We start from the raw sequence: 15,986 nt of genomic DNA on the forward strand, positions 1-15,986 counted from the left end.
CAAATTAAAATATTTATTATAAATCAACAGATTTTAATAATTTACTTATTAGCATATTCCTCCATCTGTTTTAAATAATTAATTTGAGTTTCTGTCTTTCCAGCATATTTTATATTATCGGTAACAACTTTTTCATTAATATTATTAGAACTAGAGGTTATATCAATTTTTATTTTTTCAAATTCCTCCTGTGTAAGTTCTATATAGCTCCAGCATTTTGGACAGGCAATGCAATATTGTTTTTTATAGGGTATTATAGGAATAAAAAATAACGTAAACCATGTTCTTACAACACATAAATTCCAAACTTCATCAGTATTACAATAGTTACATGTACGTTCAAAAACTGCTCCAATAATCTTTTTGGTTACTTTTCCCCAGCCCCAAATTATCATTTTATCACCTCATACAAATTATTTCTTCACAATTATACCATTTGTCCGTATTTATTACAATATATAACATAAATATACATAATCCTCTGAATATAATAGATAATTTAAAACTTATATATAAATTAGCAAGTAATAAATAATAGGGGGATAATGAATTGCTTATGACTTGATATAAATGAAATGTCTAATAAAGAAACATGTGGTTTTTCAAAAGATTTTCTACGTCAATTAGAGCTTATTATCTATAAATATAAAAAATAATTTAATAATTAAACATATAAATTATTACAAAACAAAAGCTCCCAGATTATGAGAGCTTTTGTTTTTATTATTTAATTCAACTATATAAAAAGGAACCTATTTCAGAGGAAGTTTTTATATTTTTAACCTTTGAAAGGAAGTCTTCCTGATCCATAATGCTCATTAACTCTTTTAATGCATTCATATGGTTTACTTTATCTATGGAACATATTGAAATTATAACACTTACTGGATCATGTTCAGTATTTCCAAAGGAAATTGGATTTTTTAAGGTTAGCATACTTATACCAGTTTTTAGAACTCCATCCTCTGGTGCTGCATGGGGCATAGCTATTCCATGTGCTATAACAATATAAGGGCCCATATTCTTTACTGTGTTTACCATAGCATCTATATAGGATTCCTTTACACAGCCATTATTCATTAATATCTCCCCACTTTTTCTTACTGCATCTTCCCAGTCTTTAGCTTCTTCATTTAATTTAATAAAATCAGGTTTTAGTAGTTCTTTTAAAGAAGGTTTATGATCTTCAGTAATGGTAGGATCTTTTATATTCAAATATAGTGCTAGTTTATTTCTCAATTTATAATAATCATGTATAGTACAATTTTCTTTTATAATATTTAAAATCTCTTGCACCTTATCTCTTTCTTCATATTTACAGGAACTATTGCATTCTTCACTGTTATCTCTAATAAATTTTGCAAAGTATAAACCTAATTCACTGATGTTTTTTTCCGTTAAAAATGTATTTACTTCTATACACTTTATCCCCTTAGCCTTTAATGGAATTGTAGTTACAATTAAATCTATGTTTTTATTATATTTAAGGACCTTTTCCATAGTATGGCTGGATATGGTGTCTATTATATTTATATCAAATATAGATTTTAATTTATTAGAAATAAACTTTGATGTACCTATGCCTGTGGCGCATACTATAAGTACATTTGGTTTTCTATGGTTTTTATTTTTGCTTCTTTCTATGGAAGCCATAAAGTGTAGTGTAAGATATCCTATTTCCTCTTGATTTACACTATCACCTATATCCTCTTCTATGAACTTTACACCTTCCTCTATACTTTCAAAGATATAGGAATATTTCTCTTTTATTTCTTCTATCAATGGATTTTTTACTTTAATATCATGTTTAAGCCTGTATATAGCTGGACGAATATGCTGAGCAAGACTATCAAAAAGCTTATTATCCTTACTAAAATTAATTCCTGTTATATTTTCTACATTTTCTATTAGTTTAAATACTATAAGATGTAAATAAATCCAATCATCCTTTACAATATTTTCAAGGGTAGAAGTATTGCTACCTAAAATATGAATTGTTATATAGCCTATTTCGTCCTCTGGTATAGATATTTTGAATCTATCCTCAAGCATCTTTGCTATACCTGATGCAATAGCATATTCCGCAGTTTTCCTTAGATTCTTAAGCTCTTCACTATCCATTATTATATCCTTTGATAATTCTATTCTTTTAATGGCTATAGCTATATGAATAACAAGATTATTAAAAGCATCATCTGAAAATGAAGTTTCCATCTGCTCCTCTGCAATTTTAATAGTATTTCTTATAAAGTCTATATCTATATCATTAAAAAGCTTAAGGGTGGTTACATTGAAAAAGTTTATAGAATCCATGCTCTGAAAAAAGAGCTTTACTGCAGCCCGTCTAAGATCCCTTTCCCTTCCCAATATTTTTATGCCCTGTCCCTTTGAACTTTCAAGGGTTATTTTATTTTCTGATAGCCATTTTTTAACCTCTATTAAATCATTTATTATAGTACTGCGGCTTACCATCATCCTATCTGAAAGCATATTTATAGTTACAAATTCACTCTTATTTAAAAGCTCATAAATTATATAAAATACTCTCTCTTTTTGAGAAAGAACATAGTCATAATTATTAATTTTGCCAATAATCTTAAAAAGTTTTTTTATTTCTTCATCCTTTAAATCTAGGCTGATGCCTAAGTTAGATTTTCTTTCAAGTTTAGGAAATTCAATCTCAGCTAAATAATCATCTATTTTATCTAAATCATATCTTACTGTTCTAGGACTTTTATTAACTTTTTTAGAAATTTCCTTTATAGTTATAGGCTTTTCGTTATTTACTATCATCTGTAAGATATTTGAGCATCTTTTATTTAACACGATGCATCATCTCCTTTAGTGTTTAAATTAAAAATATAATTGCCAAATAAAATTTATTTACTATATTACTTAAAATGCCTAATAATCCACAATAAAATACTCTTTATATAATAACTATAGATTTTATTATAAACTTATTATATAAAAAAGAAGTGTAAATATATTAAAATGAAAACTTTCTGGAAATCATTTTATATATTTACAACTCCTTTTTATTAATTTATTCTTCTATATTATTTAATGCTTTTGATTTAGTTTTAATAAAGTTTGGAACTATAAGAGCTACTAACATCAACATAGCAATAATTATTATTCCTGTTTTTCCTGCTAGATTTGATGTTTTTCCAATAATTATACCAAGAACACCGAAATCAAAATCACCAAAGGTTGTGTTTTTGAATCCAAGGGTACTAAGTACTGGAAGAAGTAATGCTGGGGCAAAGGTTATCAAAAGTCCGTTTACAAAGCTTCCAATTACAGCTCCCTTTTTTCCTCCTGTTGCGTTTCCAAATATACCTGCTGTAGAACCACAGAAGAAGTGAGGTACAAGTCCTGGTATTATAAGCACTCCTCCAGCTACTCCTAGTAAAACCATACCTATAATTCCACCTATGAATGAGCTTACAAAACCGATTATAACTGCTGTAGGTGCATAAGGGAAAAATACGGCACAATCAACTGCTGGTATAGCATCTGGTATAATTTTTGTTGCAATACCTTGGAATGCTGGTATAAGATCTCCAAGAATCATTCTTACACCGTTATAAACAATAGTAACACCAACTGCGAATTTTAGTGATGACATTATAGCAAATAATATAGGTGACATTCCATCTGATAATTTAGATACATATTCAGGACCAGCGGCTACTGCTGCTACTATATAAAATACCATCATTGTAATTGCTGTAGAAATAGTAGTATCTCTTAAGAATCCCCATTTTTCAGGAATTTCAATATTTTCAGTACTTTCTTCAGGCTTGCCTACTTTTGAACCAACCCAAGCTGAAACATAATATGCTAAGCTTCCAAAGTGACCCATAGCAATCTCATCGCCATCAGTAACTTTTAATGTGTATTTTTGTCCAATTGCTGGTGATATTGCACTCCATGCTCCAAGTAAAAATCCACCAAATAATATAAGTTCAGTTCCCTTCATACCGGAAGTTCCTAAAACTGCTGATAAAAGACATGCCATAAAGAAACTATGATGACCAGTCAAAAATACATATTTGTATTTAGTAAACCTTGCTATAACAAGATTTATCAAAAGTCCAACTACTAAAATTGACATGGTTTCTACCCCTAATACCTTTTGGGCAACAGCAACGATTGCTTCATTATTTGGTACTACTCCAGTTATGTTAAAACCAGTTTGGATCATTCCTCCTAGGGGTTCTAAGTTTGCTACTATAAAATCTGCACCGGCACCAAGCATCAAGTAACCTAATATTGGTTTTAAAGTTCCTGTAAGAACCTTATGTCCAGGTTTCTTTAAGGCTACAAGTCCTACTAATGCCATAATACCCATTAATAATGCCGGTTGTTTTAAAACGTCTCTTAAAAATTGAAGTAATCCTAACATTTTAATCAACTCCTATTTTTTTAATTCTTCATCCTTTTGTTTTATAATTTCAAGTACATCCTCTGTGATTTTTTTCTTATTTATATAACTTCTTACCACGGCTACATCTCTTCCTTCAAATTGTTCTGCTAGTTCTTTTACTGTTACTATTAAATCCGCCTTTTTACCTTGAGCAGAGTTAAAATCAGTAGATTCTACATTTGCAGCTATTCCGTTTTCTTTACATATTTCCTCTATCTTCATTGCAAGCATAAGACTGCTTCCAATTCCATTTCCACATACAGTTAAAATATTCATATTAATCCCTCCAGTTTGTTTATATATTTTATTTTATATAATCTAGTATTTCTTTCTTTGTTGATGCATTTCGTACAATCTTTAAAAAATCATCATCTTCTATAAGCTGAACAAGTTCCCCTAAGACCTCAATGTGTGCCTTATTATCTACAGCACATAAAAATATAACAATATCTACAGGATCATGTTCTTCATTGCCAAAATTAACTGGATTTTTAAGCTTCAAAAGTCCAATTCTTATATTTTTAGCTCCAGCTTCAGGTCTTGCATGAGGCATTGCTATTCCAGGTGCTATTACAATGTAGGGTCCCATGTTTTTTACCGTATCTACCATAGCATCAATATAGCTATGTTCTACGGCTCCATCTTCCTCTAATAGCTTTCCACCTAATCTTACTGCCTCTTCCCAGTTTTTCACTTCCACGTTTACTTCTACAACCTGATCGTTTATATAATTTTTAAGCATTAGTTTTACCGCCCTTCTTGCAATTATAAAATTGAAAATCCAAGGCTAGATGCGTCTTTGTAAAATCCTCTTACAGTTTCAATAGAATATTCTTTTAGATCCTTTCCCATGTTAGGCATTTTTTTAAGTATGTCATTTGTTACAGTAATTATTTCACAACCACATTTATCTGCTTCTACTATGCTATAAAATTCTCTGCAACTTGCCCATAAAAGTTCTACGCCTTCTTTAGTTTTGCAAATTTTGCTTGCTTCTTTCATAATTGTAACTGGATCTTCTCCTGTATCTGCTATTCTTCCTGCAAATACTGATACTATACTATCTACTCCAGATTTTAATGCTTCTACTACTTCTTTTACTTGATCTATTGTAAATATAGCAGTTACATTAAGGTGATATCCTTTCTTTGAAAGTTTCTTTATAAGTGGTGCTGTTGATTCACCCTTTGTGTTTGTAACAGGTATTTTTATATAAACATTCTCACCTAAATTTCCAAGAACTTCTGCTTCCTTTTCCATAGTTTCTAAATCATCTGAAAAAACTTCAAAGGATACAGGCATATCTTTTATTTTTGCCAATACTTCCTTTGCAAATTCCTTGTAATCAGTAATCCCTGCTTTTTTCATAAGAGATGGATTTGTTGTAAATCCTTTAACTATTCCTTTATTATAAGCATCTAACATACCATTTAAGTCTGCTCCGTCTGCAAATATCTTAATTTTTAAATCGTTGTACTTCATAAAAATCACTCCTTAGTTTTATATACTGTAATCCTTTTCTCTTCTATGTCTTAATTATATAAACTAAGGGTTTCACCATCAAGATTAATATATTTCAACATAATTGTGGCAATTTTTAATATGGAGTATCTATGATTATTTAAACTGAAAAATGATAATGCTATTTTATTAGGTAAGTTATCAAGCAAATAAAAAAAGGATACCTACATTAGTATCCTTTTTTATGACAATAGTTTAATATTGTTTACTAATTTTTTTATTAAAATTTCTTTTTAAGATATATTCTACAGTAATAAATACAATAACTAATATTAATAATTCAGGTTCTAGTAAAATAACGCTTGTATTATGAATATCAGATTTATTTAATATTAGCGATATTATAGTAAGCAGTAGTGTACATACTCCTGAAATACTCCATATTAAACTACATTTTCTATTAACCGAAGCTAATTTATTTGTATTCTTATACAAATGTTCTCTATCTCTCTCTGAAAAACCAGTAAAAAACGTTGCTATAGGTACAATTAAATCTAATGTTCTGTCTATCTTTTTATATAAATTACATTTATATAAAATTCCTATAAAAATCATTAGTACAGGAATACCTATATTGCAAGTGGATATTAATATATTCATACCAAAACCTCCATATATCTTATAATAACATAACTATTATTAATTACCCTTTTTATGTAAGTATTATTCATGCGCAACAAAATGCATTTGTTATTTGAAATATATCTTTATTTTACCATATTATTATAGGTTTTGTGGTGTATTATAGAAATTTATTTATATCAAATAATTCATCGTAAAGAATAATTACATATTTACTAAGAAATTCTACTTTAAATAAAATCTTATTAATTTGCGTAAATACTTATTACATAAATTTAAAAGGATATTGATAAAATACACTTATCAATATCCTAGAAAATACAATTAGTACTGATCTTTAATATATTATTATATACTATGGGTTACACACACTACATGGAGTTAAGCCTTCATTTCGTGCTTGTGATACTGTTGTTTCATAACAGCTTTTCTTTAAATATCTACACCCTGAACTATGATATTTAGATCCAGTTCTGGTTTTATATACTGTATAATTTTGATTATCATCTGCATTTTGGCTTTCATTAGACTGACTATTTGAATTACCTTTGCCTGTTGACTGTGCAAATGCTGCCTGAGCTTGTTCATTCTCAGCTTTTACTTTATTTTCTTCTTCTTGTTTTCTTTTTAATTCTTCTTGCTTTTTTTGTTCTTCTAAAGCTTTTTTCTTAGCTTCCTCTTCAGTCTTTTTTTTAGCTTCTTCCTCTTGTTTTCTTTTTTCTTCTTCAGCTTTTTTCTTAGCTTCTTCTTCTTGTATCCTTTTTTGTTCTTCAGCTAATTTCTTTTCTTCTTGTTCTTTCTTAATTTGCTGCTCTTGTTTGGATTTTTCCGCTAACAATTTTTCATTTTGAATATTATTTCCTACAGCTACATTAAAGCTTCCTATAATAGCTAAAATTATTATACCTGCAAATATAAAGTTTTTCTTCTTCCTAGTTAGTTCTTTTAAGTCTTTTTTGTTCTTTAAAAAATAACCTCCCACTGCAATGGCTAAAAAAATAGTTGCCCATCCCGTAAATCTAGGGAAACTTCCCATTAATACCATATACATTACCACTAATAAGGCTATATGTGATTTTTTCATATTACGAAATTTATCCACAATACTCCCTCCATATTTTTATAATATATTTCCTACACAAATATTCTTCTACAGAGTTATGGATAATCCTTCAAAAATATAAAATAATATACAATATTTACATAACTTCAAAAACTATTTTATCTATCCCCTTTAAATACTAAAAACCTGTCCTAAAAATAGACAGGTTTTTAAAATTTAAAGTTATTTTTCTTCTTTTCGCATAATCCTTACTAAATTATCTTTATGCCTAAATACCATTAAAATACCGGCTATTGTAGTAGAAATTATTATTTGAATAGGTAGTTTTGTGACTATACACATAATAGGTATTGTTATGCCTATTGCAATAGATCTAATAGATACTATACTTGTAAATAAACCCAATATAAAATAAACTGCAAGCCCTGTTAACGTTGGAATAGGTGCAATAAAAATAAATACGCCAAGTGTTGTATTTACACCCTTTCCTCCCTTAAACTTAAGAAAAGGTGTATAATCATGTCCTAAAATTGCTGCTATTGCAATAATAGACAGATAAGTATCAATTGAAACAGGTAATTTAATAATCTTTGATAAATATATTCCTAATACTACAGGAATGATACCTTTTAAAACATCTATTGTTTGAGTAATGATAGATATTTTAGTACCTACAATTCTTTTTACATTTGTTGAACCTATATTCCCACTACCTTTTGTTCTTATATCAATTCCACATGTTTTCTTAGTAATAAAATATCCTGTTGGTATTGAACCTAACAAAAAAGAGATTACGCTAGTTATTATAATAATCATTTACTTCACCCTAAGTTTATTATATTTTGCAGCATCATATTCTACAATTATTTTTTGATTAATGTAGAAATTATACCACAACATCTATACATTTTCATCATTTTACAGAAGGCATAGGAAGTTTAACATCGTTAAATCTTCTAGATTTATTAATTTAATTTATGATTCATTGCTTTTTGACAAAGAAACAAAACTATGGTAATAAGTAAAACTACGATAAATTTTATATTAGCCAAATATAAATGATGCAGTTATAAGTAAAAGTAACAGATCTGATTTTGATTTGAAAGTTCCATATATCTTATCAGTAAAAAGTGGAAAGGCAAAAATCGTTTTAATATCTCCTGACAATACGGTTGTTAATCTTGTAGAAAATACAGATAAAGCCACTATGAAAGGAACAACATCATTAACTTTACCAATAAAAAAAGGTAATAATCGTATAAAATTAGTAGGTTATAAAAAAGCAGATATTGATATTGAATTACACATAGAAAAGGGTACATTTGAAAAAATAAGTTTTAACTAATGAAACTCCTTCTCGTTGCCTCGAATGAGTAAGCGACTCACAACAAATCGTAGATTTGGGTTCCCTGCTTAAATACATCTCATGTTAATGTTCAACCATAGTAAAATGGCCATTTCTTATTTTTAAGAATATCATACAACCATTGATTTTACAAGATTTTATAGAAAGTTTTCCAAGTGATTTTGTTTTTTCATAAACATATGATAAAAACCTACCTTAAGCCTTATTTATCAATGCTTAAAATAGGTTTTAAAATTTATTATGGCTGGAAAAATTCAATTATATATAAGCTATATACTATACTCATTAATGAAACTACTTCTCCCATTCTCGAAGTAGTAAGCGACTCACACCAAATCTGAGATTTGGGTTCCCTGCTTGAATACTATATTATTGATATGAAATGAACCATTCCTCCAGATAATAATGCTACTACAGCACCTATTATAGTTCCAATACCAGCCCCTTCTATATGATGCCATGGACTCCTATATTCTTTATCCATATCCTCTGTACCAGGTATTCTAGTTTTTTTACTGTGACAAAAAATACATATATCTAAAACAATCATATCATAAATATTTACTACAAAAAACAAAGTAAATACGTGAATGTAGGCTTTTGAAAAATTTTTAGCTCCTGAAAAGTAGGCTACTACAGCCAAAATAATAGCAATCATAAAAACTGCAATTATCTTTACTGTTAAATGCTTTTTTTCTTTTTTCTGTATAACATCTTTATATTGTGGTAGACTTTCCACCCTTTTTCTAATCTCTGTAGGATATGACATAATATGTTTGATTGGTTCCTTATATAGTGATGGTAAAATCATAAGCGTAAATAGTACACATGCAATAAAACATTCAATGGCTAAAATCATTTTCTCACCCCATTGCATAAATAATTTTAATTTGTAAATAAACTATTCCTTATAATCATCAACATCAAATTCATAATTTTTATAATAATACTTACTATCTTCTTCTGTAATTTCACGAATAACTTTACATGGATTTCCTATTGCTATCACATTGTCTGGAATGTCTTTTGTAACAACACTTCCCGAACCAATAACAACGTTATTCCCAATATGAACTCCAGGATTTACAACAACATTTCCTCCCAACCACACATTATCTCCTATTGTTATACCCATTCCATATTCATATCCAGAATTTCGTGAATCAGGATGTATGGGATGACCTGCTGTGTACAAAGAAACATTTGGAGCAAATTGTACATTATTACCTATAATTACTTTTCCCACATCTAGAATTGTACAGTTGTAATTTGCAAAAAAGTTATCTCCAACCTGAATATTCTTTCCATAATCACAATAAAAGGGTGCCTCTATATGTACATCTGCACCTGCTTTTCCAAGAATATCTCTTATTAATTTATGGATTTTTTCATATTCATCTGGTAAGCAATGGTTATACTCATAGATTTTCTTTTTATTTTCCATTCGTTCTTCTGGTAATCCATCTAAGCACGCTTTATATGGAAGCCCTGCTAACATTCTATCTTTATGATTCATAATTGTCTCCACCTTCCACGTTATATTAATATTGAAAATAAATTTCACTTTATCTTTTAACTTACATTATAGCATTTTGAAAGGGATACTAGAACTCATTCAAGTGCCATTGAAGCAGATATAACTAACATAATAATTCATGTTGTTAAAAATATTTCTGAAAACTCTAACAACCTTTGTAGCTAAATATTTTAATTCAGAAGATGATATTGCATGGGCTCTTAACATTTGTGGAAACCATATTGAATTTTTCCTACTAATTTTATTATTATTACAATGGATTAGGTGCATCTATTCATTAATGAAAATAAATTGAGTGATGAAATTAAATCAAATCTTAAGGAAAATGGGGCATTATTTATACACCCATATAATAAAATATACAAAGAAGTTAAAAAATTGACTAACTCCGATGTAGTTTTAGTCCACCCAAATAGAATGAATTATGCGTTATACAACAATATACCAAAAGATATAAAAAAAGTAGAAAAACGAAACCCCTCTGTTTTATTTAAAGCTATAAAAGATCCAATTGAGATTGAAAATATTAAAAAAGCTCAAATAAAAGATGGTGTAGCTCATACTAAATTTATGTACTGGCTTAAATATAATATAGACAAAGAAGTTATTACAGAAATAAGTACTTCTAATAAACTAGATGCGTTCCCTGCAAAGCAAGGTGGATTTATTTGGCCAAGTTTTGAACCTATTTCTTCATTTGGTGAACATGCTACCATAGTAACATGCATCTTGCTCATGGAAAATTCCTTTATGATTGTAACGGTATGAATTTGGACATCCTTGCATGTACTCCATTCTAGAATAGAAACTTAAACTTTAATCATGATACTAACCACGGTGTTGGATATTTGATGAACATTCATGAAGCACCAACTGGATTTAGGTGGCAATACCGTCCAAAGGAAACTCATTGCTTTGAAGAAGGTATAGTTATTACTGATGAACCAGGAATTTATATAGCAGATTCACATGGAATACGTATTGAAAATGAAATTCTTGTATGCAAGGGCGAACATAATGAATACGGCCAATTCATATACTTTGAACCAATTAGTTATGGCCTATAGATCTAGACGCAATAATTTCTGACCTTATGACTATAGAAGAAAAAACATGGTTAAATGAATACCATAAATCTGTATATGAAAAAATTTCACCATATCTTAATGATGAAGAAAAAAATGGTTAAAAGAACATACTAGAGAAACTTAATAATTGTAAAAATTTAATAATTATAAATAATAGAAGGAAGGTATTTCACAATGTCTGAAAAAAAACAAAAACACCCTATTGGATTATGGCTAGTAAATATCTCTATCGCTTTACAAAGTTATGCAGCTTATGCAGTAGTTTCAATATTAATACTATTTTTAACAGCTGATGTAAGCAAAAATGGACTTGGTCTAAGTGTACCAAAAGCCGCTGCTATCATAGGTTTATATCAAGGTATAAACTATATGGGTTCCCTAGTTGGTGGATATATAACTGATAAATGGCTTGGAATCCAGAAATCACTAATATTAGGTTGTTTTCTAACTGCTTGTGGCTATTTGGCGCTATTTTTTGCCAAACCAAATATTGGTAGCGTCTGGTTGGGACTTATTATCCTAATTGTTGCTGGTGCATTTTTCAAGGCACAAATTAGTAGCCTTGTAGGTGAACTTTATAGCAAAAATGAATTGTCTAAAAAAGATGCTGCCTATAGCATATTTTATATGTTTATAAATATCGGTGCTTTTTTTGGACCTATAATTGCTGGTTTAATTTCTGATAAATGGTTCGCTAAAGTAGCCGCTGATGGTGAAATCGCAGCCTATGGTTATAAATACATTTTTCTTATGTGTACTTTGATAATGATATTTATAGGTATCTTTATTTGGATTGTATGTCCTAAATGGCTAGGTGAGGTAGGAAAATACCCAGTTTCCAAAGATAAAAAAACTTCCACAGAATCCGTAAGCACAAAATCAACAGAGAAAGCTAAAGCACAACCTTTGACACAATTAGAAAAAAATCGTATTAAAGCAATGATTGTGATGTTTGTGTTTGTCATTATATTTTGGTCAGCATGGGATCAAACTGCTACATCCTTCTCTTTACTTGCAAATAAACTTGTAAACAGAACCATCGGTGGATTTACAATGCCTGTACCTTGGCTTACTTCTATTAATGCAATCTTTTGCGTAGTATTGTCACCAATAATTGCGAATATATGGTTAAAACTTGGAAATAGTAAAAAGGGCGACTTATCAGTTCCTACTAAAATGGGACTTGGAATGATTTTAACAGGTATTGCCTTCTTAACCTTAATACTAGGTATATCAACATTAGGTGGTGTTTTAGACGGAAGTAAACAAATGAACATACTTTTCATCATTGTAGCTTACTTTTTATTAACAGTAGGAGAGCTTTGCCTATCTCCAATAGGAATGGCAATGTTCAATAAATTAGCTCCTGCAAAATACGGCTCCCTAGCAATGGGTGCATGGTACTTAAGCTTCTTCTTTTCAAGTATAATTTCTGGAAAACTTGCAGGATTTACAGATACTCTAGGATACACCCAAATATTTGGCTTAATATCTGGAATTGTAATAGTATTTGGTGTAATTCTAATTTTATTACGAAATGGATTATTAAAACTAATGTCTCTAGATGAATTAGATAAATAATAACATAAAACAGTATTACAAAACAAAAGCCTATCTTAAGCCTTATATTTCAATGCTTAAGATAGGTTTTAAAGTTAAAATTGGTTAGAAAAATATTTTATTGTTAAATATAACATTCATATAAAAAGGTTTCAGTATTTTTATCTATAGATTCTCTTCTATTCAAATCACTGAATACATGGCTCCCTTTAAATCCTGCCTTTAATATTAACTTGTCTAATTCTCCAAAATCATATAATTTTATACGAAAATCCATTTCTTCTTTACGTAGTAATTTATCACCATCATATAACTCATATAAACTTGGTGTGGATAATATTTTTTTGCGTTTATTATAAAAACTTTTACTTTTAAAGATTATATCATAACCTTCTTTGGTCTTTACGTGACTATTTTCAAGGTACTCTTCCCTATCAGAAATTATATTAGCGGTTGTCTCAGCAGCAAAAACAAACTTGCCTTTTGGTGCTAGTGCTTCCCTCATTTTTACCAGCACATTAAAGGCAATATCCCTATCAAGAAATAATGAAAATGAACCAGATGTAATAAAAATATAATCATATTTTTCCTTTGGAGAAAATTCTTCAATAGAACTTTGAAAAACCTTTGCCTTGGGAGCTTTTTTATAAAGTTCTTTTAGCATTTCTTCTGACATATCAAACCCAGTAATATTAAAGCCTCTTTCTAAAAAAGGTACTAGAAATCTACCACTTCCACAAAGTGGTTCTAGTATTTTCATCTCCTTTTTTGCATATTGTAAATAAAATTGCAGCTCATCTTCTGGTGCATGAGGATGTAGTAACTCATACATTACTGTACATAAACTTCCATAATAATTAATCATTTAATATCACCTTTCCAACTTTTTTATTGGCACATAAATATCCATAACTGTGTCTGGTCTTAAATGACATCTTTCATCATAAAATTCAAAATCCAATTTTTCTTCATCGTATTCGTAATCATTATTTTTAAACCATTCATCAAATATATACTTCCATGATTCTTTAATAATCTTTGCAAATTCTCTTTGATCTTTGCTATCTACTGTATTAACAGGATTTGTAGTAAATACTCCATACTGGGCTTTTGGTACTTCAACAGTTATCATATCAGAAGTTACCTTGGAAAAATCCTCAACAATAACCCCTAATAAATAGGTTATATCCCCACTATCAGAACAAGGTATGCATAATCCAACTTCCCCATGTTTTAAGGGTGATAGAATTTTGTATAGTTTACTTTCTAGATTTTCTCCATTATAATTGCTCCAAAAGGAGGCTACATCCTTTGTGTATTTACTATCTGCCACATTAGTTTTAATACCATATCCAGCAACTTTAAATCCATGCTTTTTAACTATATATGGATCATTCATAAACTTACCTAGGATTAAATTATTTTCACTTTTGTAATAGGATTTCATTTTTTTTATATATTGACTTGGACTACATCCAAACTCTTTTCTAAAGGCTCTTGCAAAACTACTTGGTGTTTCAAATCCCCATTTTAAAGCAACATCTATTATTTTTTTACCTTCTAATAAATCTATAGTAGATAAAGAAAGTTTTCTTTTTCTTACATATTCCATTAAGGGCATACCCTTTAAAAAAGAAAAAACTCTGCAGAAATGATATGATGAGTACCCTATTTCTTGTGTAATTTCTTTAAGTGTAAGGGGCTCTTTAATATGCTCTTCTATATAATCAATACAATTTTCTATATCTTTTCTATAATTCATTAAATACTCACCTACTTTATAAAGCTATTATTATAATATAACAAAACAAAATGTTTTTCTGTTCTTATTTTGCTATTTTTATTATTAAAACTGACCGTAAAGATTATAAAATATTCTTCTTTTGCTTAATTCTAAAATAATATTAATTTTATTAAAAATGAATATGTTCAATACCCATGTGAAAATAACAACTAAAAATGGATATCATTATATTGCAATTAATGCTATAATCCAACTATAGTTACACCTTAATCTAATGTATGATTGTGATACAATACATTGCAAAATAGGAGGCATTATATGAAAAACAAACTTAAAATATTAATACCTTTAATAATAATCCTATCATTAAATTTAGTAGGTTGTGGAATGAATTCTGAAAAAAAATCAAAGGAAAATATAAAAAATAATTCTAAAGCTGAAACATATGATTTGATAAAATATAAAGGCACATATATAGGCGATAATAGTTCTGTAGGAAGTATTATAAAAAATTTACCTGCCAATGAATATAGTGCTGGATTTAGTCTACAAACTAGTAAAGAGCCCTATGAAATAACTGTTAACTATAAAACAAATAAAAATTTAGGGGAAGAAAATTATAATAAATTTTGGAGTGACAAAAAAGTTGAAGAACTCTTAGAAAAGAATGCGGTGGTATTATTGTCTCTTATAACAAACGCTGAAATTATTAAATTTAATGTAGAGAATATAGGAGAAGAATCCTATAAATATGATAGAAAAAATTTAGGACAAAAATACGTTAACTTAAAAGACTTATTTAAAGATAATGATTCATTGAAAAAATTTTTAAATAATTAGTATCTAACAATTTATATAGCCCCTATTAAAAGAAAAACATTTAACTTCTTTTAATGGGGGCTATAATTTCAATAATACTCTAAATTATAATCTGAAACTAAATTTAAAAAATATTTTAGTCAATAAAAATCCTACAATTCAACTCAAAAATTATTGCCATGTATAAATGCTTATTCCAAATCAAATAATTACATTTCTTGCTTAAGTACATCGTTCAACGTATTTATACTATAATAAACCAAAACCTATAGCA

General features: G+C 28.7%; 19 protein-coding genes. 6 read left to right on the forward strand and 13 right to left on the reverse strand.

The features are described from left to right. Positions 1-41: 41 nt before the first annotated feature. The 9 genes from ACYUEW_RS10855 to plsY form a co-directional block, all read right to left on the reverse strand. Positions 42-395, reverse strand: a complete 354-nt coding sequence (locus tag ACYUEW_RS10855; RefSeq protein WP_003358205.1) for a zinc-ribbon domain-containing protein — start codon at positions 393-395, stop codon at positions 42-44. A gap of 337 nt (positions 396-732) precedes the next feature. After that, on the reverse strand, positions 733-2,826 hold the full coding sequence (locus tag ACYUEW_RS10860) for a BglG family transcription antiterminator (protein WP_265203487.1): 2,094 nt from the start codon (positions 2,824-2,826) through the stop codon (positions 733-735). 220 nt (positions 2,827-3,046) lie between these two features. Then, positions 3,047-4,411 (reverse strand): PTS ascorbate transporter subunit IIC, encoded by a 1,365-nt coding sequence (locus ACYUEW_RS10865; protein ID WP_003358211.1) that lies wholly within the window; start codon positions 4,409-4,411, stop codon positions 3,047-3,049. Between the two features lie 12 nt (positions 4,412-4,423). Next, entirely contained in the window at positions 4,424-4,708 is a 285-nt protein-coding gene (locus ACYUEW_RS10870; protein WP_003361919.1) for a PTS sugar transporter subunit IIB, read from the reverse strand. Between the two features lie 28 nt (positions 4,709-4,736). Further along, positions 4,737-5,174: a PTS sugar transporter subunit IIA gene (locus ACYUEW_RS10875; protein ID WP_003485280.1), complete on the reverse strand. Its 438-nt coding sequence runs from the start codon at positions 5,172-5,174 to the stop codon at positions 4,737-4,739. Positions 5,175-5,197: 23 nt separating this feature from the next. Beyond that, complete coding sequence (locus ACYUEW_RS10880) at positions 5,198-5,914, reverse strand: transaldolase (protein WP_460276745.1); 717 nt, start codon at positions 5,912-5,914, stop codon at positions 5,198-5,200. Between the two features lie 234 nt (positions 5,915-6,148). Then, entirely contained in the window at positions 6,149-6,553 is a 405-nt protein-coding gene (locus ACYUEW_RS10885; protein WP_460276746.1) for a hypothetical protein, read from the reverse strand. 337 nt (positions 6,554-6,890) lie between these two features. After that, the gene (locus ACYUEW_RS10890) at positions 6,891-7,637 is read right to left on the reverse strand and encodes a cell envelope integrity TolA family protein (protein WP_460276747.1); all 747 of its coding nucleotides are present in this window, start codon (positions 7,635-7,637) and stop codon (positions 6,891-6,893) included. Between the two features lie 183 nt (positions 7,638-7,820). Then, a complete protein-coding gene (plsY, locus tag ACYUEW_RS10895) occupies positions 7,821-8,414 on the reverse strand; it encodes a glycerol-3-phosphate 1-O-acyltransferase PlsY (RefSeq protein WP_040108473.1) in 594 nt (197 codons plus the stop codon). A gap of 283 nt (positions 8,415-8,697) precedes the next feature. Between plsY and ACYUEW_RS10900 the strand changes: the two genes are divergently transcribed. Next, positions 8,698-8,943, forward strand: a complete 246-nt coding sequence (locus tag ACYUEW_RS10900; protein ID WP_003485265.1) for a hypothetical protein — start codon at positions 8,698-8,700, stop codon at positions 8,941-8,943. Positions 8,944-9,328: 385 nt separating this feature from the next. On the opposite strand, the gene ACYUEW_RS10905 is transcribed toward ACYUEW_RS10900, so the two are convergent. After that, positions 9,329-9,823, reverse strand: coding sequence for a hypothetical protein (locus tag ACYUEW_RS10905; protein ID WP_460276748.1), 495 nt, complete (start codon positions 9,821-9,823; stop codon positions 9,329-9,331). 42 nt (positions 9,824-9,865) lie between these two features. Further along, on the reverse strand, positions 9,866-10,480 hold the full coding sequence (locus ACYUEW_RS10910) for a sugar O-acetyltransferase (RefSeq protein ID WP_460276749.1): 615 nt from the start codon (positions 10,478-10,480) through the stop codon (positions 9,866-9,868). 312 nt (positions 10,481-10,792) lie between these two features. On the opposite strand from ACYUEW_RS10910, the gene ACYUEW_RS10915 reads away from it, so the two are divergent. The 4 genes from ACYUEW_RS10915 to ACYUEW_RS10930 all read left to right on the forward strand — a co-directional run bounded on the left by ACYUEW_RS10915 (position 10,793) and on the right by ACYUEW_RS10930 (position 13,170). Continuing rightward, entirely contained in the window at positions 10,793-11,269 is a 477-nt protein-coding gene (locus ACYUEW_RS10915; protein WP_460276750.1) for an aminopeptidase P family N-terminal domain-containing protein, read from the forward strand. Positions 11,270-11,352: 83 nt separating this feature from the next. Continuing rightward, on the forward strand, positions 11,353-11,568 hold the full coding sequence (locus ACYUEW_RS10920) for a M24 family metallopeptidase (protein ID WP_460276784.1): 216 nt from the start codon (positions 11,353-11,355) through the stop codon (positions 11,566-11,568). A 26-nt stretch (positions 11,569-11,594) separates the two neighbouring features. Further along, positions 11,595-11,690, forward strand: coding sequence for a M24 family metallopeptidase C-terminal domain-containing protein (locus ACYUEW_RS10925; protein ID WP_460276751.1), 96 nt, complete (start codon positions 11,595-11,597; stop codon positions 11,688-11,690). Between the two features lie 73 nt (positions 11,691-11,763). Beyond that, positions 11,764-13,170 carry a peptide MFS transporter gene (locus ACYUEW_RS10930; protein ID WP_460276752.1) on the forward strand — a complete coding sequence of 469 codons (1,407 nt, stop codon included), beginning with the start codon at positions 11,764-11,766 and terminating at the stop codon, positions 13,168-13,170. Between the two features lie 103 nt (positions 13,171-13,273). On the opposite strand, the gene ACYUEW_RS10935 is transcribed toward ACYUEW_RS10930, so the two are convergent. Both ACYUEW_RS10935 and ACYUEW_RS10940 read right to left on the reverse strand, forming a co-directional pair. Beyond that, a complete protein-coding gene (locus ACYUEW_RS10935) occupies positions 13,274-14,014 on the reverse strand; it encodes a class I SAM-dependent methyltransferase (RefSeq protein ID WP_003485253.1) in 741 nt (246 codons plus the stop codon). Between the two features lie 6 nt (positions 14,015-14,020). Then, a complete protein-coding gene (locus ACYUEW_RS10940) occupies positions 14,021-14,911 on the reverse strand; it encodes an AraC family transcriptional regulator (protein ID WP_003485251.1) in 891 nt (296 codons plus the stop codon). Between the two features lie 300 nt (positions 14,912-15,211). Between ACYUEW_RS10940 and ACYUEW_RS10945 the strand changes: the two genes are divergently transcribed. Beyond that, positions 15,212-15,733 carry a DUF4825 domain-containing protein gene (locus ACYUEW_RS10945; RefSeq protein WP_460276753.1) on the forward strand — a complete coding sequence of 174 codons (522 nt, stop codon included), beginning with the start codon at positions 15,212-15,214 and terminating at the stop codon, positions 15,731-15,733. The last annotated feature ends 253 nt before the right edge of the window (positions 15,734-15,986 follow it).

The organism is Clostridium sp. CTA-1, assembly GCF_054768215.1.

Bases quoted from the DNA above. Each gene is read 5' to 3' on its own strand.
- ACYUEW_RS10910 (WP_460276749.1), bottom strand. From the start codon at position 10,480: ATGAATCATAAAGATAGAATGTTAGCAGGGCTTCCATATAAAGCGTGC.
- ACYUEW_RS10875 (WP_003485280.1), bottom strand. From the start codon at position 5,174: ATGCTTAAAAATTATATAAACGATCAGGTTGTAGAAGTAAACGTGGAA.
- ACYUEW_RS10855 (WP_003358205.1), bottom strand. From the start codon at position 395: ATGATAATTTGGGGCTGGGGAAAAGTAACCAAAAAGATTATTGGAGCA.
- ACYUEW_RS10865 (WP_003358211.1), bottom strand. From the start codon at position 4,411: ATGTTAGGATTACTTCAATTTTTAAGAGACGTTTTAAAACAACCGGCA.
- ACYUEW_RS10945 (WP_460276753.1), top strand. From the start codon at position 15,212: ATGAAAAACAAACTTAAAATATTAATACCTTTAATAATAATCCTATCA.
- ACYUEW_RS10870 (WP_003361919.1), bottom strand. From the start codon at position 4,708: ATGAATATTTTAACTGTATGTGGAAATGGAATTGGAAGCAGTCTTATG.
- ACYUEW_RS10885 (WP_460276746.1), bottom strand. From the start codon at position 6,553: ATGAATATATTAATATCCACTTGCAATATAGGTATTCCTGTACTAATG.
- ACYUEW_RS10905 (WP_460276748.1), bottom strand. From the start codon at position 9,823: ATGATTTTAGCCATTGAATGTTTTATTGCATGTGTACTATTTACGCTT.
- ACYUEW_RS10925 (WP_460276751.1), top strand. From the start codon at position 11,595: ATGACTATAGAAGAAAAAACATGGTTAAATGAATACCATAAATCTGTA.
- ACYUEW_RS10920 (WP_460276784.1), top strand. From the start codon at position 11,353: ATGAACATTCATGAAGCACCAACTGGATTTAGGTGGCAATACCGTCCA.
- ACYUEW_RS10880 (WP_460276745.1), bottom strand. From the start codon at position 5,914: ATGAAGTACAACGATTTAAAAATTAAGATATTTGCAGACGGAGCAGAC.
- ACYUEW_RS10930 (WP_460276752.1), top strand. From the start codon at position 11,764: ATGTCTGAAAAAAAACAAAAACACCCTATTGGATTATGGCTAGTAAAT.
- ACYUEW_RS10935 (WP_003485253.1), bottom strand. From the start codon at position 14,014: ATGATTAATTATTATGGAAGTTTATGTACAGTAATGTATGAGTTACTA.
- ACYUEW_RS10940 (WP_003485251.1), bottom strand. From the start codon at position 14,911: ATGAATTATAGAAAAGATATAGAAAATTGTATTGATTATATAGAAGAG.
- plsY (WP_040108473.1), bottom strand. From the start codon at position 8,414: ATGATTATTATAATAACTAGCGTAATCTCTTTTTTGTTAGGTTCAATA.